Genomic DNA, 25,534 nt, shown 5'->3' on the forward strand with positions numbered 1-25,534 from the left:
ACCGCCAGTTGCCTACATGGTCGGCGAAATCAAAATTTTGACTTGTGATTTATCGGTCGCCAAGGTCTTCACACCATCTTCAATGGCCCGGGACAACGGAATCTTCTTCGTGATGATCTTTTTGAAGGTTTCGGCGTGCTCGTTAATTAACCGCATGACCGCAGGATAATCGTTGTTGTAGCCTAACGTCGTTAAGATATCCAGGCCTTGCATGATTAAACGGTTCGTCACGTCGACCGAGATCTTTTGACTGAAGAGGGCAATCAACATGACCCTACCACCCTTCTTGGCCACTCGGATGGCGGTGTCAAAGGTCGTTTGGATACCAGCCGCATCGTAAACCAAATCTACGCCACCGGGAGTACCCTGCTTGATTTGCTCAACCACGTCCCCGTGGCTAGAATCCAAGACGTCTGTCAGGCCTAAGTCCCGGGCTTTTTGTAGCCGTTCCGGGGAGACATCCGTAATATAGACCTTAGTTGCCCCAGCAAGTCTTGCCAACGTTGCCGTTAACAAGCCGATAGGACCGGCCCCCATGACGGCGACCGTTTGCCCGACCCGCAGTTGACTCTTCTTGATGGCTTCGTAGGCCACCGTCGTTGGTTCGGTCACGGCACCCAGTTCATAACTCATGCCAGCTGGCATCTTGTGGGCGAAGAAGTCGCGGACGTTGGCGTACTCGGCGTACCCCCCGTCGGCCGAAAAGCCAAGGAAGTTACTGCTGCCATCGTCCCCAATGGCATTTTCGCAAAGGTTGTATCGCCCGGCCCGGCAATTGTCACAGTGACCACACGCAATCAACGGTTCAACGGCGACGCTGTCACCAACCTGCAAGTCAGTCACATTTTGGCCGACCTTGACGACTTCACCGGCGAACTCGTGGCCCATGATGATGGGGAGCGACTGGCCACTGATGGGGTGCTTGACCGTGGGTAACGTCAGCCCTTCCGTATACTCGTGTAAGTCACTGCCACAAATCCCACAGTATTTGACCTTGAGTTGAACCTCATCGTCCTTCGGGTCCGCAATCGTCACGTCTTCTAACCGGGCGTCCTTGGCGCCATAAATTCTAACTGCTTTCATGTTGGTGTCCTCCTTATTTTTTATTAGCACTTACTTAAAGTAAAAGTGCTTTCTTTGATGATGTCAAACATTCTCACAACCCGCACTCCGAACTCAAACCCAATCGATTCCCGCCATAACGCGTCTGCATACCACCTCACTCATCACAAAAATTGAGCCATCTCCAAGAGAGGACCCAATCATTGCCACAAGTTGATCATTCAATGAGCACAATTACTCTTTTTGCCGAATCAGGTGGGCCGCTAAGCGACTTCGGGTGGCACTCACAGCTGCGGCATCATTAAAGTCAATCCGCTTGAGCCGCGCATACCGGCGGGCGTAGAACAGCCAGGTCAGGCCCGTAAAGACCATTAAGAAGAGGATTAACATCCCGATATCCGGCCAAGCCGAATCGCCAATCATCAGCGTTTGCCGTAATCCCGCAACCCCGTAAGACATGGGCAAGAAGGGATGAATGGCCTGGAAGAAGTGACTGGTCAATGGCAACGGGTAGGTCCCCGCCGATGCGCCCAGTTGTAGGACCAACAGCACCATGCTAAAGAACGCCCCGGCTTTGCCTAAGACCAGGTTCAACCAGGCCACGATGGTCATAAACGTCGCCGCCGCCAGGAACAAGACCACCAGCGTGGCGCCTGGATGGAGCGGCCGCAAACCGTCCATAATCATCAATAAGGCAAACATCACTCCCGTTTCGACCACCACGAACGGCCCCCAGACACTGGCCTTGCTGGCCCACCAACTAAAAGCAGATTCCGGAAAATGCCGCGGTGTGTAGAGGTCAAACATCAGATTCAAGGCTAACGCCCCAACGAACAGTGACACGCACATCATGTATGGTGCCATCCCGGTCCCGTTATTGGGGACATCGTCGCGGTCCGTATGCGTCGTCGTTACCGGGCGAGCCACCTGGTTATAAGTCGCCGTGGACGGGTGCGTGCGGCCTTTGGTCGCCGCCGCGCCTAATTTTGTGGCTAACTGCTTCGTCCCGGAATTGAGCTTTCCCGTACCCTGAGCCGTTTGGGCCGCGCCACGCGCTAACTGGCTGGCCCCGGGGGCGAGCTGGCTGGCACCAGTGGCCAATTGCGCCGCACCACCCGTTAACGTGGCTCCGGTGGTGCTCAGTTGCGTCAAGCCGGTGCCCACTTGGTGACTCCCCGTGGCTAACCGGGCAACGCCGCTAGTCAATGCGGGGACCTTCGTCTGGAATTGGGCTAAGCCATCCGCAACTTGGTGTGCCCCCGTGCCTAACGCGCGGCTTTGCGTGACCCAACGGTTGGTTCCGGTCGCCAGTTGGTGCGTACCGGTCGCGACTTGCGTAGCGCCCTGGCTAAGTTGGGCACTGTGCTTGTTAAGCATGGCCGCACCAGTTTGTAAGGACTGTAGCCCTGCCGTTAAGGTGCCGCCACTCGTCTCCAGTTGCCCCATCTTTTGAGCCAGTGTGGTGGCCCCGGTACTTAGTTGCGTGAGACTGCCAGTGACCTTTGGCAACGCCGTGGTGGTTTGCGTCAGCCCCGTAGTCAGTTGGTGCGCTGAAGCCGCCGCCTGTTGCGTCCCACGCGTGACTCGTTGTGACTCCGTCGCGAGCTGACCCACGGTACTGGCCAAGTCACTTTGTTGATTCTGAGCCGCAGCGAGTGCTTTGGTCGTTCCCGTGGTTGTGGGCGCCTTCGCCGTCGCATCACTGACCGCCGAACTGAGACTCGCTAATGCCGCGGTAATGGCGGTGGTATTGGCCGCCTGATCAACGGTCTTGAGCACTGCGCGTTTCTGCGTCGCCGTCAGCTTCTGGGCCGTGGCCGTCGCCGCCACCTGGGCATGCAGGTGCTGGCTCACTGCTACCGCCGTTTTAAGTCGCGTGAGTGCGGGGTTGACCTTGGCCAAGCCGGCACCAGCGGTCTGGTGCTTGAGTGTCGTGATTTGCTGACTCACCGCGGTCAGTTGCCCCTGTCCTTGGGTGATTTGGTGTTGTAAGGCTTGCAAGTTGCGGGTGACCGTGGCACTGTTGGTCGCCAGCGTAGTTAACCCACTGGTCAAGCTGGTGGCCCCGGTCTGGAGCTGAGGTGCGGCCGTCTGTAATATCGCCGTTTGCCGCTGTAACTGGTCCAACCCCTGAGCTAACTGCGTGGCCCCGGTCTGACTCGCCTGCACCCCTGCCACGTAGGCGTTGGCGCCTCGCGTAGCTTGCGTTACGCCCTGCGCCAACCGCCGAGTGCCTGGCGTCAACCGTTGCGTTCCCTGAGCGACTTGGTGGGCTCCCGTGGCACTTCGCGTCGCCCTGGTGACCAATTGTGTGGCCCCCGTCAGCGCTTGGTTGACCCCGGTAGACAACCGTTGGGCCCCACCGTCTAATTGCGTGACGCCACTCGCCAACTGGTCACTCGACCCGAGTAACCGGTCGAGGCCGGTAGTCACTTGTTGGTTGCCCGTTTGCGCCTGAGTCACGCCCTTTACATAACGGCCGAGCCCCACGTTCAAAGTCTGACTGCCATGCTGGAGCTTCAACGAACTGGCCGCCAGGGTCCGCAGGTGACTGACCACCTGCTGGTCAGCGGTCTGCAACTGTTGACTTCCCGTCGTCAATTTCTTGGTCCCGTTGGCAGCCGTTTGGAGGCCTCCGTCCAGTTGCCCCAGGGCCGTGAATAAGGTCTTGGCGTAAAGCCGCGTGACTTGTGCCGCCACGTTAGCCCGCAAGGTAGTCATCGCTGATTCGCCCATCTTGCTGGCAATCAGACTTTGCCCGGCACTGGTGTCGTAATGCAAGGCCATGGTCTGCGGATGGGCCGCTAATAAGGTGGTCGCGTGGCGTGAAAAGTTCTGCGGAATCGTTAAAACCAGGTAGTACTTGCCGTGAGTCAATCCCCGTTGCGCCGTTGTGGTCGAGACGAGCTTAAACTCAAGTGCCTTGGAACGTTTCAATTGCCGCGTCAAGCCCTGGCCCACCGCCAACCGTTTTCCGTGATAAGTTATCGGTTGGTCGTGGTTCACCACGGCCACCGGCAACTCTCCCAATTTGCCGTACGGGTCCCACATGGACTTCAAAAAAGTCACGGCATAGATCGATGGAATCAACGTAATGACCACGAGCACCACGATCATAAACAAATGCCGCCGTAAATAACCCCACTCCGCTTTAATCATTGCTTGCGCCCCTTTCGCGTCACCACCACCCGGTCCTTAGTTGACTCACTTGACCTTGAGGAGGCGGCCACCCCGCTTGTTGGCAGTCGCTATGCTATATTGGTCTTAACCAATCCGCGACTGCACGTTTCTGCGTCCCACTTTACGCACTTTCCTGGGACCTGCCCACACCAGTTACCGCCCAGTTGGGGCTTAAACCTCAGTTTGTCCATGATTGGGGTTTAACTTAAAGGAGTCTGACGACTATGGCAACCATTGATAAACGGGCTTTACGAACCCAGCGGGCCTTGTTGACGGCCCTCGAAACGTTAGCGGTGACCCACCGCTACCAAGCCATCACGGTCACGTTGCTGACCCAGCAGGCCGGCATCAACCGTAAGACTTTCTACTTACATTACGACACCCTCGATGATTTGGTGACCCAGTTTTCCGACCAAATCACCGCGCAACTGGCCGCCATTATCCAGCGACGGCCCATCGCGTACGTTTACCACCATCCCGGCGTGTTGCTTGACGACTTCATCCAGTTCGTCGAGGGCCACTCCGCCGCCGTCAAACGGGTTCTGTTCTCCGATGATTACAGCCAGTTTGCGACCTACATCGAACGGAAACTGACCCGGACTCTCGCTACGGCTATTCAAGCGTCTTACCCGTTGACCCGCCAGGACGCCACCATCACGGCCCACTTTCTCATCCACAACACCTTGTCGCTTTACCACTACTTCATCACCACCGCTAAAAACGGTCAAATCGACCAGACCACCTTCAAGACCTACGCCGAGAAGTTGAACTTTCAGGGTGTCAGTCCCTTTTTCCACTAGCACAAAAAACCGGTTGACCACAGAAGGCTTTGGTCAGCCGGTTTTCTCAGGTGTTACTATTTTGAATTACCGCGTTACTTCAAAATCTGGCAGAACTCAATGGTTTCGTGGTTCGGCCCCAGAATGTTGAAGAAGCGAATCCCCTTGTCCCAGAAGGTCGGGATACTTTGAATCTGGTCGTTGACCAGGTTTAAGCCCTGTTCCTTTGCGGCGGCAAAAGCTTGGTCCACGTCGGTCGTGTTCAACGAGATGTGGTTGATGGCGCCGGCCGTGGGATTAGTCGGGTCGCCTTCCCAGGTCTCGATGATCAAGTTGCCTAGTTGCATGAACGCGCACCGGTTTTGCCCGTTGGGGAAGAGACCGGCCTGCTTGAAGCCGAGTCCCTTGTAAAACGCAATCGTTTTGTCTAAATCAATGGACGGAATCCCCACGTGTTGGATTCCCGTGATGTAATCTTGCACTGCCATGGTGTTACCCCTCCTCGGTGGAGATGTCTTTCCCCACGTCTAATGCTTGGTGTTTCAGCTTCGGGAAGACCCACTTGTCCGCGATGCCCGTAATGGAGCCCTGGGCGACGAAAGCAAACAGGGTGCCTAACCCGAAGTTACTAAATTGTTGCGTGACGATGATGGCGATGATGGCCAGAATGGTCGGCGGAATGTACGACGCCCACATGGCTTTGGTCGCGTTACCTTTAAAGTACCGAAAACGAAGGATTTGCATGAGATCATCAGCTGGGTGCAGAACCAAGTTGACCCGCTGGTAAATCGAAATCGCCACCGCAATGAAGGCGACCCCGATGAAGTTCAACACCACGTAGAACAGGTCCATCCCGAAGCTATTCGCCACGGGTAAGCCCCGAAACAACGCGGGATACTTGCCATCGAAGAAATCCTGAAAGACTTGAATCAGTGCGGAAAACGGCACCATAAAGATCATATTGCCGGCGATGCGTTTCCAATTCCAATGGTGGATCAGCACGGCATTTAAGGCCGCGGTCAAAAACCCAATGATCAGAAACGCCCAAAACAAGTTCCAATGGAAAGCCGTCCCAATGTTGGCTTCGGCAGCCGACCAGTAAGCGGCGCCTAAAAAGGACGGGTGAATCTTAGCACTCGTCACCAACGTTAACACGTTGCCGGCAGAGTTGAACACCAGCGATAAAATGAAGAAGGCAACGGCTTTGGACATCGATATCGTCCGCTTGGTGGCGCGCGGTGTCGGCGCCGCTGTCCGATAATTGGTTGCAACTTCAGCTTTCACGTTAATCCCTTACCTTCTTTGACTCTAACTAATCGGCAACCTTCACAACGGCCTTGCTGACGCCTTTGATATTGCCGTTCAAGACGTCTTCGACCTTATCCAAGCTGACCACGTGACTGATCAACGGGTCAACGTTGACTTCACCACTGGCGAGTAACGCAATCGCGTCCTTGAAGGCGTATGGGTTGATGAAGGACCCTTGAATGGTCAGTTGCTTTTGGTAAACTTCGTAGGTGTTCATGGAGAAGTGTTGGTCTGGCTTGCCGACCCCAAACATCAGGACTTGAGCGCCCTTCTTAGTAGCTTCGACCGCTTCTTCTTGGGTTTGTGGTAAGCCCACAGCTTCGACGACAACATCGTAGTCGGCTGGAATCTTATCGTGCGTGGTATTGTAAGTGTTCTTGACGTTGAACTTTTCCTTATTCAACGCTAACTTCTCGTCCACGATGCCGGCCAAGTCGACTTGGTGCACACCGTAAGCTTGTAAGAGTTGGACGAAGAGTTGCCCCATGAAGCCATCTCCGATGACCAATGCCTTTTGATATGGGGACAACTTCAAGAGTTGAATCCCGTGAACCGCGCAGGAAACGGGTTCCGTGGTGGCCGCTTCCTTAAAGGAGAGGCTATCTGGAATCGGGTAAACGACGGAAGCTGGGGCCGTGAAGGATTTCTCCAAGCCACCATTCCGGGTCACACCGACCGCGGATAAGTTGTCACAGAGTTCGGGCCGCCCAGTGCGGCAGTATTCACACTTGCCACAGTAGATGTTGGGGTCAACCACGACCCGGTCACCGACTTTAACGGTCGTGACCCCGTCGCCAACGGCGGCAACAGTCCCGGAGTTTTCGTGACCCAAAACGATCGGTGGCACCGCGTTCGCAGAACCAGGTAAGCCCGCGTACAATGCGCGGTCCGTGCCACAGATGCCCGCGTAAGCCGTATTAACTAAGACTTCGCCCGGCTTCACTTCTGGGGTGGGTAAATCTTGGGTTTCAAACTGCTTGGTACCCGTTAAAACTAATGCTTTCATGTTCAAGCGCTCCTTTAATTAATTATTTGTTGTATTCATTTAGAGCCAGGGCAAAGTCCCCGACCGTCGCCGACCCGTTGTCCTTAACGGCTGGCATCACGATGTAGTCCGTTAATTTCCCCACGTCGACGTAATTGTTCAGTAACTTCGCAAATTCGGCGCGGACCTTGACCAAGAATGGCTCACTGACCACCCCACCGCCAAAGACGATTTTGTCCGGCCGAATCAACAACGTTTCCTGTAACGCGGCCTGCGCCACGTAATAGGCCATGATATCCCAGACGTGATTGGTCAACGGCACGTCTTTGCCCGGCTTGCCGACCCGCGCTTCAAACGTTGGCCCACAGACCAAGCCTTCCAAGCAATCGCCGTGAAATGGGCAGATGCCCGGAAAGTCTAGGTCGTCGGGGTGCCGCTTCAAGCGGACGTGGCCAACTTCGGGGTGGCCTAAGCTCCCTAAGAACTTCCCGTTGACCACCGTACCAGCGCCCACACCGGTTCCGATTGTGAAGTAGACCAGCGACTCCAACTGTTCGTTGAAGAGCGTCGACATCACGTACTCCCCGTAAGCTGAGCCGTTTACGTCGGTCGTCCAATACATGGGTAGGTCTAAATCCTGTTTGAGCCGTCCCACGAAATTCGTGTTCGCCCAGCCCTTCTTCGGGGTATCCGTGATGTACCCGTACTTCGGCGAGTTGTGCCGGAGTTCGATCGGGCCAAACGACGAGATGGCCAAGGCCTTTAGCTCCGGGAATTGCTTAAAATACGCGACGGTCTGCCGCAACGTTTCTTCTGGTGTGGTCGTGGGGATTCGAATCTTGTCGTGAATCCGGTAATCTTCGTCACCGATTGCGCAGACAAACTTCGTGCCTCCCGCTTCAATACTCCCAAGTTGCATAATGTTACCTCCAGTAGTATGGAAAATACCACGTATTTTCCTTGAATAATATGACTGCTGGTGACCGCTTTCATCACCTTTGAACCGCTTTCAGCATAGCATCTCAGGCCACCCCTGCCTACCCCTTTTCAGGCCCACTTAGTTTGTGAAAAGTTTAAGAAAGCTAGCTATTATCATGATGTAATCGATTACATTTTTACATCATTTTTTGCTTCATTCGCGAGTTTCAAGCCGTTTTTCGCTTGTCTTTCATCGTCGGCCGTGCTAAGCTGAGGCCATTCAATTCAATCGTAGCTGTGCTTTCTAGGGTTCCGCGTTCAACTTGAACGGCCTGGTCCGAGAGAAAGCCTCGCCAGTTAACGCACTGGCGGCACACGGCGGGGAAAAAGCCCGGGAGATTTTGTCATCATCGACAAAATTTCTCGGGCTTTTTTAGCGATTGTGTCAGGAGGAACAAGCAATGCAAGCTTGGTTACGCATCGGCCTCGGCGCCATTTTCGAGGTCAGTTGGGTAGTTGGATTCAAACACGCCCAAAACGTTGGCACCTGGGGCTTAACAGTAGTAGCGGTCGGCCTTAGCTTCTACTTTTTGATTACGGCCAGCCGGTATCTGCCGGCCGGCACCGTCTATGCGATCTTCGTTGGCCTGGGCACATTAGGCACCACCGTTGTGGGGATGACTGTCTTTCACGAGCCTTTCAGTTGGGTCAAGGTTGGTTTGATTGCCCTGTTAATTCTGGGCATCGGCGGCTTGCAGACCGTCACGGCAAGGAGGCGGTCCTAATGGCCTGGCTCTGGATCATCTTTGCGGGCCTCAGTGAGATGCTGGGCGTTGCACCGCCACACCTGGGGGGTATGGACCGCTATGGTCCTGGCCTTTAGCGTGAGTTTCGGTGGCCTCGATATCGCGTTACGGACACTACCGATGGGCACTGCCTACGCCGTGTGGACCGGCATCGGTGCGGCCGGCGGCGTTTTGTCTGGCATGCTATTTTTCGGTGAAGCGCACGACTGGCGCAAACTCCTCTGGGTCACCGTGATTCTAGTGGCAACGATTGGCTTGAAGCTGACCGCCTGATTCCCTCTTTTCTTTTCGCGCTGGGACGCTTAAAATGAAACAACGAGTGCCGTTTTCGGCCACCAAATCTAAAATTTAGAGAGTAGTCACGCTATGAATAAAAAAATCATCTCAGGAACTTTTTGGCTCTCCTTTGGCAGTATCATCTCCCGGGTTTTGGGGATTGTCTACCTGATTCCGTGGTTGTACATGATTGGCTCGCCCAGCCACCAAACGGCCGCCCAGGCTCTGTTCAACACGGCTTATACCCCCTACGCGCTGTTCATCGCGCTAGGCACGGCGGGGTTCCCGTCGGCGGTGGCGCGGCGCGTGGCTTATTTTAACGGGAAGGCTGAACCCGGCAATGCTAAACGTGTCGGTCAAATCGGCTTCATCGTCATGTTGGTGTCCGGGGTCATCTGTGGGGTCTTACTCTACGCCTTAGCTCCCCTCATCGCTAAAAACAGTCCGGTCAGTTCTGCGCAAAGTGCCGTCACGGCGATCCGGACCCTGGTGCCCGCTATTGTGATTTTGCCCTCGATGAGCATCTTACGGGGCTGGTTTCAAGGCAATTCCGACCTCAAACCCTTTGGGGTCTCCCAACTCTGGGAACAGTTCATTCGGGTCATCGTGATTCTGGTCGGGACTTACGTGGCTTTAGAGCTTTTGGATTATGACTACACCGCCGCGGTCTACATCAGCGTCTTCGCCGCCTTTGTCGGGGCCGTGGCCAGCTACTTGTACTTGCTTCGGCGCCTGCGTGGGGCGGCTGCCCCGGCCACGGTACCGGGCGACCAACAAGCGTCATCGACCCGCGATTTACTGGCCATGATCAGGACCATCGTCTACGAATCCATTCCGTTTATTTTGGTGGGATCCGGCATCACGTTATGCCAACTGTTCGACCAGCTATTCTTCAAACAGATTATGCAAGGTGCGTTGCATTTTTCGGCCAACGCGACCCAGTACGCCTTCACCATCTTCTCGGCCAATCCCAACAAGATCACCACGGTGGTCGTGTCGTTGGCCATGGCGATTTCGGAGACCTCGTTACCATTGATCTCCAGTAAAATCGCCCACGCCACGGCTAACAGAGCGGGGATTCAACGCGACATCGAATCCAACTTGAACCTGTTGCTGTTCTTCTTGTTGCCGGCCGTCATCATGGTTTGGGCGCTCTCCTACCCGATTTACGGCATCTTCTTTAACTTCGACCATACCGGGGGCGTCTACCTAGGTTACAACGTGATGCAAAGCCTGCTTCTGGGGATGGGCATCAACGTGTTGACCGTCATGCAGGCCTTACGGATGAGCAAAAAAGCCACCTGGCTATTATTGCTAGGTCTGGCCGTTAAATTGGTGCTCCAATACCCGTTGGTCTACGCTTTACAAGGCCTGGGCGCAATTCTGGCGACCAGCATCGCCTTTGCCGTCGTTCTGTTCAGCGGGTTACACGTCATTCGCAAATACTACGGCTTCGACCTGCGTCGCTTAGGCTTGATTCTGGCAGTCAATCTTGGCCTCTTGATTGCCGTGGTGGTGATTGGCGCCTTGGTCCACCTGGTCTTTCCGGTCACCGGTTTGACCAGCAAATTCGCCGCGATGGTCTTCTGTGCCGTCATGGGGCTGATCTATCTGGCCGTGTACTTGTTGCTGGCCAATCTATCTGGACTTTCCGAAAAGTTGTTCGACCGCAAGCTGGCTTACAAGTATTTCCGTTATAAACATTTTGAATAGACCCATAGCTAAAACTCGGGGAGTGTCAAGAAGTTTGTGTAAATAACAAGAAGACTTCTTCGTATCATTTTGTCTAGCTTAAAACATTGATTCTAAAGTATCTTGGCACTGCTTGAAGCCATTATGAGCTCTGCCGAAGCATTTCTCGTTGTACTCTAAGATAATTGTCGCAAGGAAACGGTCAAGTGCTGATTCATTTGGAAATTGTTCTTTGACTTTTGTCTTGCGCTTCAGCTTTTTATTGAATGATTCAATAATATTCGTTGAGTAAATTGTTCTGCGAATACTCGGAGGAAATTCTAAGAAGGTTAGTAAATTAGACGTACTGGCTAAATTTCTAACCATTCGAGGATACTTTGACTCCCAATGATCGATAAAACGATTTAAAATTAGCTGGGCTTCATCACGTGTTTTTGCTCTGTGGAGTTCTTTGAACTCATTAACGACCTCTGCACGGTCGTTTACACGAACTTTCTGCATGATATTTCGTGACATATGGATCAGACAGCGTTGAAATTTAGCTTGAGGATAATTGTGGTTAAGCGCTGAATCCAAGCCAACTAAGCCATCTGCGATGACTAACTGGACGTGTTTAATACCACGACTGACTAAACCAGTTAGTAATTCGGACCAAACTTCTGAATTTTCCGTTGGTGCAATACAGTAATCTAAAATTTCTTTATGACCATCTGCTTTAATACCTAAAGCGACATAAACCGACTCTTTTTGAACCGTATCACGACGTAAGGGCACATAAGTTGCATCAAGGAAAAGACAGACGTAGTCTGTCGAACTAAACCGCCGCTGATGATAAGCAGTCACTTGATCCTCAACAATGGCTGTAATGTTGGAAATCGTAGTGGGTGAATAATGAGTTCCATACATCTTCTCGATTAAGTCAGCTATTTCTCGAGTTGTAATTCCTTTTTCGTATAACTGTATAATCGTCGTTTCCAGTGCATCTACTCTTCGAGAATAAGGTGGGATTAAGTTAGCCTTAAACTCGCCCTTGCGATCGCGTGGGACACAGATACTCAGCTTTCCATACTCTGAATCAATTTGACGAAAATATTGGCCATTTCGAGAGTTACCAGAGTTGAAACCTTGACGATCATAAGGATCGTAGCCTAGAACAGAAGTTAACTCGGCTTGAAGTAACGTATTTAATGTATCCTGCAGTTGTTTTCTAAAAACTTCTTTTAAATCACCATGAGATAGTAGTACATTTGCCAATTCTTTGTTAAACTGATTCATAGGGGAAGACCTCCGTTGATTTGGTTTAGACGCTTATAATCATACGGGGAAGGTCTTCCCTTTTTCAATACTCATTTACACAAAATATTTTACACTCTCAAAACTCGTTCCAGCCAGGTAACGCCGGAACGAGTTTTTTCGTGGTTTCAATTTTTAGTGGTCAGTCAAGGATAAACCGATGTAACGCTTCCGCCACACCCGATTCATAGTCGTGCGTGGTTACGTATTTGGCCACGGCCTTGACCGCTGGGACGCCGTTAGCCACGGCGATGGGCAAGCCCACGGTGTGTAACATCGCCAAATCATTGACGTTATCACCCAAGCCGATGACGTTTTTAATCGGGATCTGCAAGCGTCGGCATAACGCCAAGGTCGCCTGCCCCTTGTCGACGCCCAGGTGGTTGACCTCCACGTAGATGCCCGACGATAGCGAACAGTTGATTTGGTGGTCAAACGTCGCTTCGATGTGGGTCTGCAACGTCTGTTGGACCTGCGCATCCGGGTGCATGGCAATGACCTTCATGATCTGCATGTCCTTGAATTGGGCGAAGTCCGCTCGGTCAGCCAGCGGGTGAAACGCCACCCCACGGGTCTTTAGATAGGCCTCATCGTCGGCACGCGGTCGGTAGATGTAGAGGTCGTCTAACGTGTAGATGTGCACGTCGGTGTCCGGGACGCTCGCCAAAACATCGAAGGCGCGCTTGGCCTCCGCAAACGGCATCGCGTTAGCCAAAACGACTCGATTCCCCTGGTTTTCGACCACCGCCGCTCCGTTATAAGAAACCACGTACTGGTCGGCCAAACCGGCTAGCCCAAATTTTTCCAATAAGGGTTGAATCGAGGTAAAACTACGCCCCGTATTGGGAACGAACTTCACACCGCGCGCCACTACAGCCTTGATGGCGGCCACGTTTTCCGCCGACACGGACCCGTCCGCTCGTAAGAGGGTCTCGTCTAAATCACTCGCTACCAGTTGATACATTGCCATAGCACTTCCTTTAGCGTTTAGGGGTAGTATCGCACACTTTGCTCACGCGACCAAATCCCTGACGTCTTGGACGCAAACTTCAAAAAACCAGCCGCCTACAGGTCATTTTCCCCGTAGAAAGCTGGTTTTCGTTTACACTCAGTCGATTCAATCTTTAAATTTTATCGCCGGAAACTGGCTTGGCCTCCCGGTCTGCCGTTGGCGTAACCTTGACCTGAACCTTGGTGTGCACCTTGGCTGTCAGGGTCTGCAAGCTCCCGTTCACGTCGACGCGAATCGTCGGACCTTCGATCAAGGTGACCTGCGTTTCTTGGGCGTTCAACACGATTTCCAAGATACTGTCGCCCACGCGCAAGCGGTAAGTCAACTGGTTGAGTTCGGCGGGCAAGTGGTTGGCCACATGCGCCACGCCATCAGCCAAATAGAAGCCGGAAAATCCGGAAACTAAGGCTAACCAGCTACCGCCGAGGTTGGCCAAATGTAGGCCGTCCGCGGTGTTCTTTTGTAGGTTGACCAAATCCATTCTGGCCGTGTCCATGAAGTAACGGTAGGCCTTTTCGGATTCGCCCATCCGAGCCGCTAAGATGCTAAAGATCGACCGGGATAACGACGAATCGTGAGTCGTGACCCCTTCATAGTACTTGTGTTCACGTTTCAACTGGACCGCGGAGATATCCCGTGGGAACAGGTACTCGGCCAGTAAGGTGTCAGCCTGTTTCGCCACCTGGTAGCGGTAAATCGTCAGCGGATGGTAGTGTAGCAATAATGGGAAATGTTCCGGCGTCAACCGGTCGCTCGGCCAGCGCGGCTTGCTCAAGAAACTGTCGTCTTGTTCATTAATCTGTTGATCCTCACTATATGGCAAGTAGACGTGAGCCGCCAATTGAGTGAAGTGGGCCAAATCAGCCGTGGTCACGCCGTAGCTGGCCAACAGGTTCGGATCATCGTCCATGATGCGGTGGGCCAACTGAACCACCAACTCGAAGTTATGCTTCGCTAACCGGTTGGTGTAGTAGTTATTGTTGACCAAGGCCGTGTATTCATCGGGTCCGGTCACGGTCAAAAATTCGAAGCGCGCTTGGTCCCCGATTTGTCGCCAGGTTCCAAAATCCGCCCAGAACTTCGCCGTTTCCAACACGATTGCAAACCCGCACTGCTCGATGAAGTCCAGGTCCTTGGTCGTTTCGTAGTACTTGCCCACGGCGTAAGCGATGTCAGCGTCGATATGGTACTGCGCCGTCCCGGCCGGGAAGAATGGCGAAGCTTCCTGGCCGTTGATGGTCCGCCAAGCGTACAGCGCACCGTGTTCCACGCCCATGTCGCGCGCCCGTTGCTTGGCTTGCGGCAACGTCTGGTACCGGTACAACAAGAGTTGTCGAGCCATCGCCGGGTTGGTATAAGTGAAGTACGGCAACATGTACATTTCGGTATCCCAGAAGTAGTGGCCTTCGTAACCGGACCCACTCAAGCCCTTGGCCGGAATGGCAGTTCGCCCGTCACGCCCGGCCCCCTGGTTGAGCTGAAAGAGATTGTAGTGGATGGCCAGATCCAATTCTTTGTGGCCATCGACCATGATTTCACTTTGCGCCCAAATCTGTTGCCAGAAGTGCTGACTGTCGAGTTTTAACGTCTGCATCGAATTATCCAACGTTGGCACCAGTGGATCGATGGTGTTGTGGTCGTCCACGTTACCTACATAGACCTGGTAGGATAGCGTGTGGGCACTGTCATCACTGAGATCCATGCGGTACCGGAGTAACGTCCCCTGTGCCGGGGCAGTCATGGCCAGATACATGGTCACGGACAATTTCGACTGCTTGGTCTGAATGTGGTAGCGTTGGACGTTCGGTGACGGGAAATCGGTCTTGCAGATGGGCATCCCCGCCATTCGGGTCTTGCGTGGGTCGGCTGAAGCAATCGCCTCGGCTGCGGCCGGCACGGCGATGGACTTGCTCACGACCAACGGTCCCGCGTAATTGCCTGCCGTAAAGGTATAGGTCACGCCCCAGTAATTGTTCAAATTTTGACCCATGACGGATTCGACCGCGATACCGATAGTCTCGCCCTGTTGCGAAGAGGCCTGGTACTGTTCCGTCAAGACCCCGGTCCGTAGATCGAGATCCGCACTAGTTCGGTGACTAGTGGTGAACGGATGACCGGACACGGTCATCACGTTCAAATGCCGCAGGTCAGGTAAGTTCAAGATCGTTTGCCGCTGTTTCGCGTAGCCAACTGCCGCTTCCCCATAAATAATGGGGGCCACTTCGTAGAACCCGTTGATGAGGGTCCCGGTGATGGGGTTACTGCTAATCGGGTCGTTCGCCCGGACGCCGAAGTGTCCGTTGGCCAACGAAAAGACGGTTTCCAGATATTCTGGATTGTCGTTTGCAACGTCATTTAATGTGAGATGATAAGCACGTAAGGTCAACATAACTCCCCCTAAAAAATAAGATTCCGTATCCCGGTTGTCTAGCGCTCCCCAGTTGTTTCAGCTAGTCAACCATTAATCCCCAGGACACGATAAACGGCAGGCACCGCCCAGTGGCCTGTCAAGGTCTGGCATACTGGGCGGTGTCCCGTCACTATTAAACTAATTTAGCCGCCATTTGAATGGCGTCTTGAACCGCCGGAACGTTTCCGGTGAAGTTCAGAAAGGCGTGGCTAATGCCGCCGTAACGGATATAATTGGCATCCCCATTGGCTAGCCCCACCTGCTTGATGAAGGCTTCCGATTGTAAGCGGAAGGGGTCGAATTCCCCAATCAAGACCGTGGTGCGTTTGAACGACCGCGGATCCGCTAATAATGGTGACAACAACGGTGCCGTCAAATCCAGCGGTTGCTGGTCAACGTAATAGTCAGTCATGATTTTATCCAACTGTTCAAAGAGCTGGTAGAACCGGTGCAACGCTGGCCGCTGTTCGTCCACGATATCGATACTCTGGTCGTTCCACAACTCACCGTTGTAGTCCGAGCCTTGCATCAGTGTCGGGTAGAACAACAAGTGGCTTTCGATGGTGCAGATGCCCATTGACCGGCAGAGCTGACTAACGGCTAAGGCAATCGATGCCCCCGCTGAGTCCCCACTCAACGAGATCTTATCGTAGTCGGGCTTCAAAGCCGCCACGACGGCTAACCCATCGAGAATTCCGGCTGGATACGGCTGTTCAGGTGCCAAGGCATAGTCGACGTTATAGACCACACAGTTGGATTGTTCTGCTAGGTACCGCATGGCGACCAACACGTCCTCTGGGGTTCCACCATAATACGCGCCGCCATGAAAGTACAGAATTGCTTGCGCTGAATCCAAATGGTCAAGGCGGGCAACGCGGATGACCCGGACTCGCCGGTTCATCGCCACGATTTGGCGCATCTCCACTTTCATCTCGTGGGTGGTCAGATCCCGTTGCCCCGCGGTCTCGGTCCCCTGCCGTAGACTGAAGAGGTCACTGTCCAATTGCGGGTTCTCCGGAATGCCGGCCACGGTCTCCCACACTAAGGGCTCATAGGTGTGCAGCACCGCAGCGGGCCGCTCCTTGATCCAACTGGTGACGCCGTTATTCTCGTTAGCCACCTTCAATTTACGTAATCGGTTCAATTCATCTTGATAGCCTAATGACCGTTCCGTCGTCGTATCATTCAACATGGTAAATTCCTCCCCTTATTGTTCGCGCCAAAAGGCGTCCAGTCGCCAGAGACGCGCCAACCAAGCTAGTTCGTCCGTCAACCACTGCGCCACGTCGGCCCGACAATAACGTTCCCCCCATGTCGGGTCCGTGGGCCGAAAACTTACGGGAAAAGCGGTCTGGCTGCGCGCTAACGCCAACCCGTGGGGGCCGCTTTCATAAATCTGCGCCCGCGTCGCAATTTTGTGTTGCGTCAAGGCCGTGAGGTAGGCCAAGGTGTTTTGGACAGGGACCGTTTCGTCGGTCTGCGTCGCCCAAATGAAGGTCGGTGGGTTCTGTGATGTGACCAATTGGTCGGCCTCATGCCGCGTAAAATCACCGTGAATGGCGCGGCTTTTCGCAGCTAATTTTGGCCAGCCCAACCGTAACCCGATCACTGGATAGGCCAACGCTAACGCACTCACCTGGCGCTTAGCTACCGGTAAGATTTGTGGCGTCGCTAGCGCCGGGTCGGCCCACAAATCGGCGTACAATGCCGCCAAATACCCACCCGCTGAGAAACCGGCCAAAATGATGTGGTCGCTAGCCAGGTGTAACTCGGCGGCGTGGTCGTGGTAGTAGGCCACCACCGTGGCAATCTGCCACAACGCGACCGGCAACACGGGACCCGCCGCCGTTAAGCGGTAGGCCACGGTTACGGCGGCAAAGCCTTGCGCGGCATACGCCAGCGCCATCGGTTCACTTTCGCGTTGTGAGTGGAAGTCAAAGCCCCCACCCGGTAAGATGATTGCTAGTGGCCGCATCTGCGGGTGCTGGAAATCTGCGATGGCATCCGGTAAATACAGGGTCACGGTCACTTGCGTAGGCCCCGTGCCCAGTGTTTGCGTGGTGACTTGCATGGTTAATCCGTTTCGACTTTCTTCGCGTCCTTAGCAGCTGCTTGTTTTGCGGCTTCAGCCCGCACCGCCGACGTGACTTCTTTTTCGTCCAACTTGTAGAACTGTAAGATAAGCACGATGGCAATGGCTAAGGCAACCGATAACCAGATGAAGCTGGTACTGATAGCCATAACGGCCTTGGCGCCTTGAATCTTAGCGGCCGCTTCGAAGCCACCCCAGGACAGGATCCAGCCGGCTAAGGCACCGCCTAAGCCCATCCCTAACTTCGCACCTACGATCGGGACGGAAGACAGGATGCCGGGTTCATCAATGTGCAGTTCGGACCGGGAATATTCCACCGTGTCCGCAATCATGACGAAGGCAATCGAGAAAGCGGCCCCCATGGCGACCGTAGCAATCACGGTCCCGGTGAACAACAGTACCACGCCAAACGGCATGATGGCTTCCCCAATGGCGAAGGTGATCATCGAGACGATCATCACGTTCCGGTGCTTCAAGAATTTACTCAAGAATGGCACGGACAAGTTCCCGATAACGGCGACGATGATCAACCCGTTGAACGCCCCGACCAAATCGGCCCGGCGGTAAACGTAGGTCAGGTAGTAGACCGCCGTTTGCATCCGAATGACCCAGAAAGTCTGTAACAGAATGAAACTGATACTCAAAACGACCCACGGCTTATTGTGCAAGGCGCCCTTCAAGGAATCCTTCACGGACAGGTGACCTTTGATTTCGGGTGCATCGGCACCCTCCGCTTCTTCCGCCAGACTGTCATTTTCTTTCAAATTCCAAAAGGCCAACGTGAACAGACCCATGATGACTAAACCAATGATGACGGCCCAAACGGTCCAGCCCAACTTCGAGTTGCCACCGCCTAATTTAGCGACCATCGGCAGTGAAATCGCCCCGATAACGGCGGTCCCGATGTTGGTCATGACCATCCGCGCACTGGCTAAGTTGGTCTGTTCGTCCGGATCATTAGTCAAGGCCGGTAAGATGGCGGTAATCGGCGTGTTGGCCCCGGAGTAAACCAGGCTGAACAGCGTGTAAACGATGGAAATCCAGGCCAACTGGAAGACCTTACTGCCCCCAAACGAGGGGTTGAAGAACAGCAGCATGGTCAAAATCCCTAATGGAATCCCGAACCATAAGAAGTAGGGCCGTGATTTCCCGTACTTCGAGTGCGTGTGGTCGATCAAGAAACCGAAGAACATCCCGTCAAACGCATCGATGACCCGCACGACTAAGAACAAGGTCCCCACGAAGGCTGGTGAGATTCCCAACACCGTGGTGTAGTAGAACAGTAGATACAGTCCCACGATTTGCCAAATCAGGTTCCCGGCCATGTCGGTGGCCCCATAGGACACCCGTTGTTTCCATAAATGCCAATTTTTCATGCGATACAACCTCCCCCAAATAATATCAAATCCCCATGATTATAAAAATCTATGTGTAACCGCTTTCATGGATTAAGCATACTCAGAACAGCTAAGCTGGGTAATCCCACTTTTTGACCACCCACTTACCTTTTCCAACTTTCCCTCAATTTAATCGATAATTAGTTGCGCCGCAAACCTTGCGCCCCCAAACACCGTTTAATGGTTAATTTCCAAACCAACCACTAAGTCGCAGAACCGAGGGACCCCCAGTCGGAGAAACCACGACTTCTCGTAACGCCCACTGACAGGTGGGTAACCCTAGTCACCGACAAAACTGAAATAACCGGTGACCCCCACACCCGTTGCGGGCCAATTCAGACTAGTTTAACCTTTCTTGACCTCTAAGTTAATAATTTTGTTTCCCCATGGTTTAGTCATTGTGCCGACCGCATTGGGGCCCCCGCAAAAGCCACGCTAAAAAAGCCCCGGAACTCAGCCCGCGACTCTTTTTAGTGCCTAATTTATTACCCTTACCGAATCGCGCCGTGATAGGCGAATTCATCGGACGTGGGATCTTGCAAGAACGCCTTGGCTTGGTCTAAATTCTGCAAGACGGCCTTGCCGGACTTGGCCAACATGACGTTAAAGGTCTGTTCAGTCTGCAAGGTCTCGGCGTAGTACGCCACCGGGATCTGGCGCCCAAAGGCCATTCCCGTTTCCCAGATAGTGCCGGTATCGAAATCGTCGACCACCGCTAAAACCAGTTGGGCGGATTCTAAGTGTTGGGTATTGTCGGCAAACACCGCGTTGCGGTCGGCGTCCGTGGCGTCGGGCGTTAAGTCGATACCGTCTAAGCGGGGCGAATAGTAGCTGATACCCAGCTCATCCATCAGATGTTCTAAGTTGGCTAAGCGTTCCGGTTCCCCGGCGCTAAACCAGGGGCCCGCCAAATAAACTTGTGGGTGATCCGTTGTGACTCGTGTCGTCATTTTATTCCACTCCTTTATGCTTAGTCTGAGTGTACCGGAGATTGAACGGCTTGCCTAGTCTCAACTCTGTAAAAGTGGGTCATGCTTCTGCGACCGCCCCCCCTAAGCGGCCTTGCACAGGTTCTTTGTATTTCTCGGGCCCCGCGGGTAAACTGAAAGTAACTTTAAGAAAGGTTGTGAGTCACGATGGCAAATTATATTCGCGAAATTCGGGACTTGGTCGGCCATAAGCCCATTATTTTAAACGCCGCGGCGGGTATCTTACTAAACGACCGGCACCAAGTCCTCTTGAATCTGCGGACCGACACGCATAATTGGAGCCTGCCGGGCGGTTACTTAGAATACGGCGAGACCTTCGCGCAGGCCTGTGTTCGGGAATACCAGGAAGATAGCGGGCTACGTGTCAGCATCGTCCGCCCCCTCGGCCTCTTCGATCGAGGCCAAACCGTTTATCCCAATGGCGACGTGACTCAAATCATCTCCCGCTTGTTTCTGGTCACCCAAACTGGCGGCCACACGCTTCAGCAGGCCACCGCTGAGACGCTTAAACTCGACTATTTCGATTTGACCGACCTCCCGCCGTTGCTCAACGACCAAACGACGGCGATGTTAGCCGCGGCCCAACACCAATTGTCGTAGCGCTCCCTAAAATTACGCCGCGAATCCCGCCAGACGTGGTAGGCTAAAAGTAACCAATTGATTAGGAGGGATTTACTCTATGAGTTTAACCTATAGTCGCCGGGCGACCCCCAGCGAGCTCCCGGCCATCATGGCCATCATCGACCACGCCAAGGCCATGCTAAAAGCGGACGGCAGCCCGCAATGGCAGGACGGGTATCCGGACCAGGCCACGTTAAAACGCGACATTGCCGCACAGACTTGCTGGTTGTTACTGGTCGACGGCCAAGTGGCGGCCACCGCGACAGCCATCGTTGCCGACGACCCCAACTACCACGAGATTACCCAGGGCCACTGGGCCAACCCGGTCGACCCCTACATGACGATTCACCGCATTGCTATTGGGGCCGACTTTGCCGGCCAGCACTTGAGCCGCCTGTTTTTGTCCAACCTGATCAGTCACTTCTACCAACAAGGAATTCGCAACTTTCGCCTCGACACCCACGCATTGAATCAGCGGATGCAGGGACTGGCCGAAAGCTTCGGCTACCAGCACCGCGGGAAAATCTACGTTGACGAACCGGCCGCTAACCACGAAGACAATGCCCGGTTAGCCTACGAACTAAACCTCTAAGCGCCGATAAGAGCGTTCACACAGGTTAATTAGTGACAATTTAATTAAATTGGTCGTTAAAATATTTAGCCGATATGTGCCAGCTGGCGTATAATTGGCGCTATCTTATTTTTGCTTCCGTAAAGGAGATCTGATTGCGATGTATCGCTTTTTTGTTCAACCACAAGTTAATACCATGACCCAACGGCTCATGGGGTACGAACTTCTTTTGCGCGCGCACCAGCAAGATTACTGGGTAACGCCGACCGACTTTACGGCCATCCCCATCGATCAACAGATGACCCTGTCCTACCAAGAAATCGTGCGGATTTTGCGGGACCATCAAGACCACCCCGCTATTTCGCTCAACTTAAACCGGCAACAATTCACTAACGACCTGACCATCGGTAACCTGATTGGCCTGACCAAGGCCGTGCCGGGGCTTGATCTGACCATCGAACTGACCGAGGCACCCCAACTGACGGAGCTGCAACGGTTCGTGGCCATCTACCGGGCTTTCGGCATCCACCTCAGTCTCGACGACGTGGGGACCGACAATCCTTGGGGCACCCGAACGCAGGAAATCATGCCCTTCATGGACAGCATCAAGTTCGCCCTACAGAACTTCCGGGCCCAGAACCGGCAAGCCGACTTGCTCGCCAGCCTCAAAACTTGGCGCAAGATTGCCGATATCTACCACCTGGATCTCATCGTTGAGGGCGTCGAGAGCAAGCAAGACGAGTTGCTGGCCCAAAAGTATAACGCCGCCATGACCCAGGGCTACTACTACAGTAAGCCCGTGCCCTACGTGGAAAACGTCGACTAACTTTTAGGGCCTTACTGCCTGCTAATCATCCGAGGCGCAGGTGGTTTGGGGAATGGAAGATTTCTTCAAAAATTTACTATCACCGCACCGTGGTCGCTTCCGCTGACCCGGTGCTTTTTTGTATAGTTTCACCCGGTCATCAGTCTGAACTTTGCCTAACCATTCTGTGACCCCTGTGGCAAAATCGATGGGCAAGTTCTGTAAAATGGACTACCATATCTAGTATTAGGTGCTCATGAACCCACGACAATTTGTGGGGACGTGACCATTTTGGACAGAAAAGTGGGGATTGTATGCAGATGACGACAACGGATGTTTTGGACCAACTTCGTGCCTTACCGGTCACTAAACGGGGAGGCGCCCGGACCAAATTTCATCCCTATAAATTAAATTTTGTGCTGACTAAATTGGTACCCGATGTCGACCAACGCCACGCCTTGAAACAGGCGTTAGTCGACCATTACCGCTCGGCCACCAATCTGGACACCCGCGACTTACGAGCCACGTTGATGGCGTTGTTCGACCAGTTCAACTTGCCCCAAGCGGCGCAACAATACCGCGACCATTTCACGGCGGCGCAACAGCGCTTTGCCGCGGCGACCAACGTCCAGGCACGGATTGAAAAACTCTTCAATCGCGATGCCAACGTGATTCACGAAAATGCGAACAAGGACAGCAACGTCTTCAACACCCAACGTGATTTGGAAGCTGGTGCAGCTAACCGCGCCTTGGGCCTCCAAATGCTCCCCGACCTGGTAGCCAAGGCTCATTTACGCGGCGATATCCACTGGCACGACTTGGACTACTCCCCGGTCACCCCGGAAACTAACTGTTGTCTGATCGATTTCGATGGCATGTTTGCCAACGGCTACAAGATTGGCAACGCCGAGGTCGAAACGCCCAACTCGATTCAGACCGCCACGGCGCAGATGTCGCAGATCATCGCCAACGTGGCGTCGTTACAGTACGGCGGCTGTTCGGCTAACCGGGTCGACCAATTGCTGGCCCCCTACGCCGAAAAGAACTACCACAAACACCTTAAGGACGCCGACGAGTGGGTCGCGCCGGACCGCCAAAAGGCATACGCCAAGGCCAAGACCAAAAAAGACATCTACGACGCCATGCAGGCGCTCGAATACGAAATCAACACCCTGTATTCATCGCAGGGCCAGACGCCGTTCACCACGGTCAACTTCGGTCTGGGCACCAGCTGGATTGAACGCGAAATTCAAACCGCTATCCTAAGGATTCGCATCGCCGGTTTGGGCCGCGAACACCGGACCGCCATTTTCCCCAAGCTGATTTTTACGTTGAAACGCGGGCTGAACCTGGCCCCTACCGACCCCAACTACGACATCAAGGAACTGGCGCTAGAATGTTCGACCAAGCGGATGTACCCAGACCTGTTGATGTACGACAAAATCAAAGCCCTGACGGGGAGCTTCAAGACACCGATGGGTTGTCGCTCGTTTCTGCAGGGTTGGCACGACGCTAACGGCCACGAGGTCAACTCCGGACGGATGAACTTGGGCGTGGTCACCATCAATCTGCCACGCATCGCGTTAGCGGCCCACGGTGATTCCGACCTCTTCTGGGAAATCTTCGAAGAACGGTTGGCCACCTGCCACCAGGCGCTGGCCTACCGCATCGAACGAACTAAGCAGGCCAAACCGCAAAACGCCCCGTTACTTTACACGTACGGTGCCTTTGGCAAACGACTCAACGCCGACGATGACGTCGACCAACTCTTCAAAAACCAACGGGCCACCGTTTCACTCGGCTATATCGGTATTTACGAGGTCTGCACCACCTTCTTTGGCCCCAACTGGGAAACCAACCCGCAGGCCCGGGCCTTTGGCGAAAAGGTTGTCAAGACTATGCGTGACAAGTGTGATGCTTGGGCGCAAGAAAGTGGCTACCACTACAGCCTGTATTCGACGCCGGCCGAATCACTGACCGACACCTTCTGCCGCGACGACATCGCAAAGTTCGGCCGCATCCCCGACGTGACCGACAAGGAATACTACACCAACAGTTTCCACTACGACGTCCGCAAACACCCAACGCCTTTCGACAAATTGGCGCTGGAAGAAGATTACCCCCAATACGCGTCGGGGGGCTTCATCCACTACTGCGAATACCCGAACTTGCGCCAGAACCCCAAGGCACTGGAAGCCGTTTGGGACTGGGCCTACGACCACGTGGGTTATTTGGGGACCAACACGGCGATCGACCAGTGCTTCAAGTGCGGGTTCAAGGGCGAGTTCAAGGCAACCGCCCGCGGCTTCGTGTGCCCGCAGTGCGGTAACCACGATCCGCAGACCTGTGACGTGGTCAAGCGGACCTGCGGCTACTTGGGCAACCCCCAACAACGCCCGATGGTCCACGGCCGCCACGTCGAAATCGCGTCCCGGAAGAAAAATATGTCGCAGGAGATGATCAAACATGCCGCACGCTATGAAAAAGCCAAACAATCCGATGCCCAACGAATGGTTGGCGCGAGACCTCAGTGAGCAGTACGTCGCGGACTATAAGGCCTTTAACTTCGTCGATGGCGAAGGGGTCCGGTGTAGCCTGTACCTTAGCGGCTGCCCGTTTCACTGCCCTGGCTGCTACAACGTGGCCGCCCAGAATTTCCACTACGGTCAACCCTACTCACAAGACCTCGAAGACCAGATTATCACGGACCTCAGTCAAGATTATGTCCAAGGCTTGACCCTCTTGGGCGGCGAACCTTTCTTGAACACCCAGGTCGCCATTCGCATCTGCGAACGTGTGCGCCAGGAGTTCGGCCACACCAAAGACATCTGGTCTTGGTCCGGGTACTACTGGGACGAACTGTTGAAAGATTCCGCCGATAAACTGAAATTATTGTCGTTGATCGATATCTTAGTCGACGGCCGGTTCTTAGAGACCGAAAAGGAGCTGACCTTGCAATTTCGGGGCAGTTCCAACCAACGAATCATCGACGTGCCCAAGTCGTTGGCCGCTCACCAGGTGGTCATCTGGGATAAATTAGTCCACTAAGTCAATCACCCACTTTACGGGGGGCTAGGGTAAGTAGCTCAGCCCCCTTTTGGTTCTGCTGATGACCCTTTTTACTGTGAAAAGTATAAGTCCACATTAATATTTTTTAATCTCTTTTTCTTTCTATATATGCCCGCCAGAAGTGACATTTTTAATCGACTCGGTGAGAATATTTAGGTTGACAAACCAGCTAAATCTGATTATTGTTAGAGTCACATTAGAAATCGGATATCAAAACGCCAGGTTAGGAAGAGTAGTCGTTTCCGCTAAGCACAAGAGACCACCGGGAG

Annotated in this window: 22 protein-coding genes and 1 riboswitch; of the genes, 9 read left to right on the forward strand and 13 right to left on the reverse strand. The window is 53.7% G+C overall.

What is annotated here, in order from left to right; genetic code table 11:
* Nucleotides 1-12: 12 nt before the first annotated feature.
* Together H3M12_RS03200 and H3M12_RS03205 are read right to left on the reverse strand one after the other, a co-directional pair.
* Complete coding sequence (locus H3M12_RS03200; protein WP_129033426.1) at nt 13-1,083, reverse strand: 2,3-butanediol dehydrogenase; 1,071 nt, start codon at nt 1,081-1,083, stop codon at nt 13-15.
* Nucleotides 1,084-1,296: 213 nt separating this feature from the next.
* Nucleotides 1,297-4,221 carry a YhgE/Pip domain-containing protein gene (locus H3M12_RS03205; protein WP_182150915.1) on the reverse strand — a complete coding sequence of 975 codons (2,925 nt, stop codon included), beginning with the start codon at nt 4,219-4,221 and terminating at the stop codon, nt 1,297-1,299.
* Between the two features lie 245 nt (nt 4,222-4,466).
* On the opposite strand from H3M12_RS03205, the gene H3M12_RS03210 reads away from it, so the two are divergent.
* A complete protein-coding gene (locus tag H3M12_RS03210) occupies nt 4,467-5,042 on the forward strand; it encodes a TetR/AcrR family transcriptional regulator (RefSeq protein WP_129033366.1) in 576 nt (191 codons plus the stop codon).
* Between the two features lie 74 nt (nt 5,043-5,116).
* Here H3M12_RS03210 and H3M12_RS03215 read toward each other — a convergent pair whose 3' ends face one another.
* From H3M12_RS03215 to scrK, 4 genes are all read right to left on the reverse strand, one after another.
* The gene (locus H3M12_RS03215) at nt 5,117-5,509 is read right to left on the reverse strand and encodes a VOC family protein (protein ID WP_129033367.1); all 393 of its coding nucleotides are present in this window, start codon (nt 5,507-5,509) and stop codon (nt 5,117-5,119) included.
* A 4-nt stretch (nt 5,510-5,513) separates the two neighbouring features.
* Complete coding sequence (locus H3M12_RS03220; RefSeq protein ID WP_225423581.1) at nt 5,514-6,233, reverse strand: fructose permease; 720 nt, start codon at nt 6,231-6,233, stop codon at nt 5,514-5,516.
* 100 nt (nt 6,234-6,333) lie between these two features.
* Complete coding sequence (locus tag H3M12_RS03225; RefSeq protein WP_129033369.1) at nt 6,334-7,335, reverse strand: zinc-dependent alcohol dehydrogenase family protein; 1,002 nt, start codon at nt 7,333-7,335, stop codon at nt 6,334-6,336.
* Nucleotides 7,336-7,357: 22 nt separating this feature from the next.
* On the reverse strand, nt 7,358-8,233 hold the full coding sequence (gene scrK / locus H3M12_RS03230; RefSeq protein WP_129033370.1) for a fructokinase ScrK: 876 nt from the start codon (nt 8,231-8,233) through the stop codon (nt 7,358-7,360).
* Nucleotides 8,234-8,525: 292 nt separating this feature from the next.
* A riboswitch (guanidine-I (ykkC/yxkD leader) is annotated at nt 8,526-8,632 on the forward strand.
* 61 nt (nt 8,633-8,693) lie between these two features.
* On the opposite strand from scrK, the gene H3M12_RS03235 reads away from it, so the two are divergent.
* The 3 genes from H3M12_RS03235 (at nt 8,694) to H3M12_RS03245 (ending at nt 11,027) form a co-directional block, all read left to right on the forward strand.
* Nucleotides 8,694-9,017: a DMT family transporter gene (locus tag H3M12_RS03235; RefSeq protein WP_129033371.1), complete on the forward strand. Its 324-nt coding sequence runs from the start codon at nt 8,694-8,696 to the stop codon at nt 9,015-9,017.
* Nucleotides 9,018-9,098: 81 nt separating this feature from the next.
* Nucleotides 9,099-9,311, forward strand: a complete 213-nt coding sequence (locus H3M12_RS03240) for a DMT family transporter (RefSeq protein ID WP_225423580.1) — start codon at nt 9,099-9,101, stop codon at nt 9,309-9,311.
* 93 nt (nt 9,312-9,404) lie between these two features.
* Complete coding sequence (locus H3M12_RS03245) at nt 9,405-11,027, forward strand: polysaccharide biosynthesis protein (RefSeq protein ID WP_129033372.1); 1,623 nt, start codon at nt 9,405-9,407, stop codon at nt 11,025-11,027.
* A gap of 78 nt (nt 11,028-11,105) precedes the next feature.
* Here the strand turns inward: H3M12_RS03245 and H3M12_RS03250 are convergent, their stop codons facing one another.
* From H3M12_RS03250 to H3M12_RS03280, 7 genes are all read right to left on the reverse strand, one after another.
* The gene (locus tag H3M12_RS03250) at nt 11,106-12,281 is read right to left on the reverse strand and encodes an IS256 family transposase (RefSeq protein WP_182150589.1); all 1,176 of its coding nucleotides are present in this window, start codon (nt 12,279-12,281) and stop codon (nt 11,106-11,108) included.
* Nucleotides 12,282-12,441: 160 nt separating this feature from the next.
* Nucleotides 12,442-13,263, reverse strand: a complete 822-nt coding sequence (locus H3M12_RS03255) for a Cof-type HAD-IIB family hydrolase (RefSeq protein ID WP_129033232.1) — start codon at nt 13,261-13,263, stop codon at nt 12,442-12,444.
* Nucleotides 13,264-13,423: 160 nt separating this feature from the next.
* Nucleotides 13,424-15,700, reverse strand: coding sequence for a glycoside hydrolase family 65 protein (locus H3M12_RS03260; RefSeq protein WP_225423568.1), 2,277 nt, complete (start codon nt 15,698-15,700; stop codon nt 13,424-13,426).
* A 154-nt stretch (nt 15,701-15,854) separates the two neighbouring features.
* A complete protein-coding gene (locus H3M12_RS03265; protein WP_129033230.1) occupies nt 15,855-16,913 on the reverse strand; it encodes an alpha/beta hydrolase fold domain-containing protein in 1,059 nt (352 codons plus the stop codon).
* A gap of 15 nt (nt 16,914-16,928) precedes the next feature.
* On the reverse strand, nt 16,929-17,792 hold the full coding sequence (locus H3M12_RS03270) for an alpha/beta hydrolase (protein WP_129033229.1): 864 nt from the start codon (nt 17,790-17,792) through the stop codon (nt 16,929-16,931).
* Between the two features lie 2 nt (nt 17,793-17,794).
* A complete protein-coding gene (locus H3M12_RS03275; RefSeq protein WP_182150916.1) occupies nt 17,795-19,189 on the reverse strand; it encodes an MFS transporter in 1,395 nt (464 codons plus the stop codon).
* A gap of 512 nt (nt 19,190-19,701) precedes the next feature.
* Entirely contained in the window at nt 19,702-20,160 is a 459-nt protein-coding gene (locus tag H3M12_RS03280; protein WP_182150917.1) for a nucleoside 2-deoxyribosyltransferase, read from the reverse strand.
* 186 nt (nt 20,161-20,346) lie between these two features.
* On the opposite strand from H3M12_RS03280, the gene H3M12_RS03285 reads away from it, so the two are divergent.
* The 5 genes from H3M12_RS03285 (at nt 20,347) to nrdG (ending at nt 25,244) form a co-directional block, all read left to right on the forward strand.
* Nucleotides 20,347-20,799 (forward strand): NUDIX hydrolase, encoded by a 453-nt coding sequence (locus H3M12_RS03285; RefSeq protein ID WP_129033226.1) that lies wholly within the window; start codon nt 20,347-20,349, stop codon nt 20,797-20,799.
* A gap of 79 nt (nt 20,800-20,878) precedes the next feature.
* Nucleotides 20,879-21,412 (forward strand): GNAT family N-acetyltransferase, encoded by a 534-nt coding sequence (locus tag H3M12_RS03290; RefSeq protein ID WP_129033225.1) that lies wholly within the window; start codon nt 20,879-20,881, stop codon nt 21,410-21,412.
* A 139-nt stretch (nt 21,413-21,551) separates the two neighbouring features.
* Nucleotides 21,552-22,217, forward strand: coding sequence for an EAL domain-containing protein (locus tag H3M12_RS03295; protein WP_129033224.1), 666 nt, complete (start codon nt 21,552-21,554; stop codon nt 22,215-22,217).
* Nucleotides 22,218-22,510: 293 nt separating this feature from the next.
* Nucleotides 22,511-24,730, forward strand: a complete 2,220-nt coding sequence (gene nrdD, locus H3M12_RS03300) for an anaerobic ribonucleoside-triphosphate reductase (protein ID WP_129033223.1) — start codon at nt 22,511-22,513, stop codon at nt 24,728-24,730.
* Complete coding sequence (nrdG, locus tag H3M12_RS03305; protein ID WP_407657810.1) at nt 24,696-25,244, forward strand: anaerobic ribonucleoside-triphosphate reductase activating protein; 549 nt, start codon at nt 24,696-24,698, stop codon at nt 25,242-25,244. The genes nrdD and nrdG overlap by 35 nt, the downstream gene beginning before the upstream one ends.
* Nucleotides 25,245-25,534: the final 290 nt, after the last annotated feature.

Origin of the sequence: Levilactobacillus suantsaii (genome assembly GCF_014069315.1) — a bacterium.
Classification (GTDB): domain Bacteria; phylum Bacillota; class Bacilli; order Lactobacillales; family Lactobacillaceae; genus Levilactobacillus; species Levilactobacillus suantsaii.

Coding starts and splice junctions, on each gene's coding strand:
- H3M12_RS03200 (WP_129033426.1), bottom strand. CDS start 1,083: ATGAAAGCAGTTAGAATTTATGGCGCCAAGGACGCCCGGTTAGAAGAC.
- H3M12_RS03205 (WP_182150915.1), bottom strand. CDS start 4,221: ATGATTAAAGCGGAGTGGGGTTATTTACGGCGGCATTTGTTTATGATC.
- H3M12_RS03210 (WP_129033366.1), top strand. CDS start 4,467: ATGGCAACCATTGATAAACGGGCTTTACGAACCCAGCGGGCCTTGTTG.
- H3M12_RS03215 (WP_129033367.1), bottom strand. CDS start 5,509: ATGGCAGTGCAAGATTACATCACGGGAATCCAACACGTGGGGATTCCG.
- H3M12_RS03220 (WP_225423581.1), bottom strand. CDS start 6,233: ATGTCCAAAGCCGTTGCCTTCTTCATTTTATCGCTGGTGTTCAACTCT.
- H3M12_RS03225 (WP_129033369.1), bottom strand. CDS start 7,335: ATGAAAGCATTAGTTTTAACGGGTACCAAGCAGTTTGAAACCCAAGAT.
- scrK (WP_129033370.1), bottom strand. CDS start 8,233: ATGCAACTTGGGAGTATTGAAGCGGGAGGCACGAAGTTTGTCTGCGCA.
- H3M12_RS03235 (WP_129033371.1), top strand. CDS start 8,694: ATGCAAGCTTGGTTACGCATCGGCCTCGGCGCCATTTTCGAGGTCAGT.
- H3M12_RS03240 (WP_225423580.1), top strand. CDS start 9,099: ATGGTCCTGGCCTTTAGCGTGAGTTTCGGTGGCCTCGATATCGCGTTA.
- H3M12_RS03245 (WP_129033372.1), top strand. CDS start 9,405: ATGAATAAAAAAATCATCTCAGGAACTTTTTGGCTCTCCTTTGGCAGT.
- H3M12_RS03250 (WP_182150589.1), bottom strand. CDS start 12,281: ATGAATCAGTTTAACAAAGAATTGGCAAATGTACTACTATCTCATGGT.
- H3M12_RS03255 (WP_129033232.1), bottom strand. CDS start 13,263: ATGTATCAACTGGTAGCGAGTGATTTAGACGAGACCCTCTTACGAGCG.
- H3M12_RS03260 (WP_225423568.1), bottom strand. CDS start 15,700: ATGTTGACCTTACGTGCTTATCATCTCACATTAAATGACGTTGCAAAC.
- H3M12_RS03265 (WP_129033230.1), bottom strand. CDS start 16,913: ATGTTGAATGATACGACGACGGAACGGTCATTAGGCTATCAAGATGAA.
- H3M12_RS03270 (WP_129033229.1), bottom strand. CDS start 17,792: ATGCAAGTCACCACGCAAACACTGGGCACGGGGCCTACGCAAGTGACC.
- H3M12_RS03275 (WP_182150916.1), bottom strand. CDS start 19,189: ATGAAAAATTGGCATTTATGGAAACAACGGGTGTCCTATGGGGCCACC.
- H3M12_RS03280 (WP_182150917.1), bottom strand. CDS start 20,160: ATGACGACACGAGTCACAACGGATCACCCACAAGTTTATTTGGCGGGC.
- H3M12_RS03285 (WP_129033226.1), top strand. CDS start 20,347: ATGGCAAATTATATTCGCGAAATTCGGGACTTGGTCGGCCATAAGCCC.
- H3M12_RS03290 (WP_129033225.1), top strand. CDS start 20,879: ATGAGTTTAACCTATAGTCGCCGGGCGACCCCCAGCGAGCTCCCGGCC.
- H3M12_RS03295 (WP_129033224.1), top strand. CDS start 21,552: ATGTATCGCTTTTTTGTTCAACCACAAGTTAATACCATGACCCAACGG.
- nrdD (WP_129033223.1), top strand. CDS start 22,511: ATGCAGATGACGACAACGGATGTTTTGGACCAACTTCGTGCCTTACCG.
- nrdG (WP_407657810.1), top strand. CDS start 24,696: ATGCCCAACGAATGGTTGGCGCGAGACCTCAGTGAGCAGTACGTCGCG.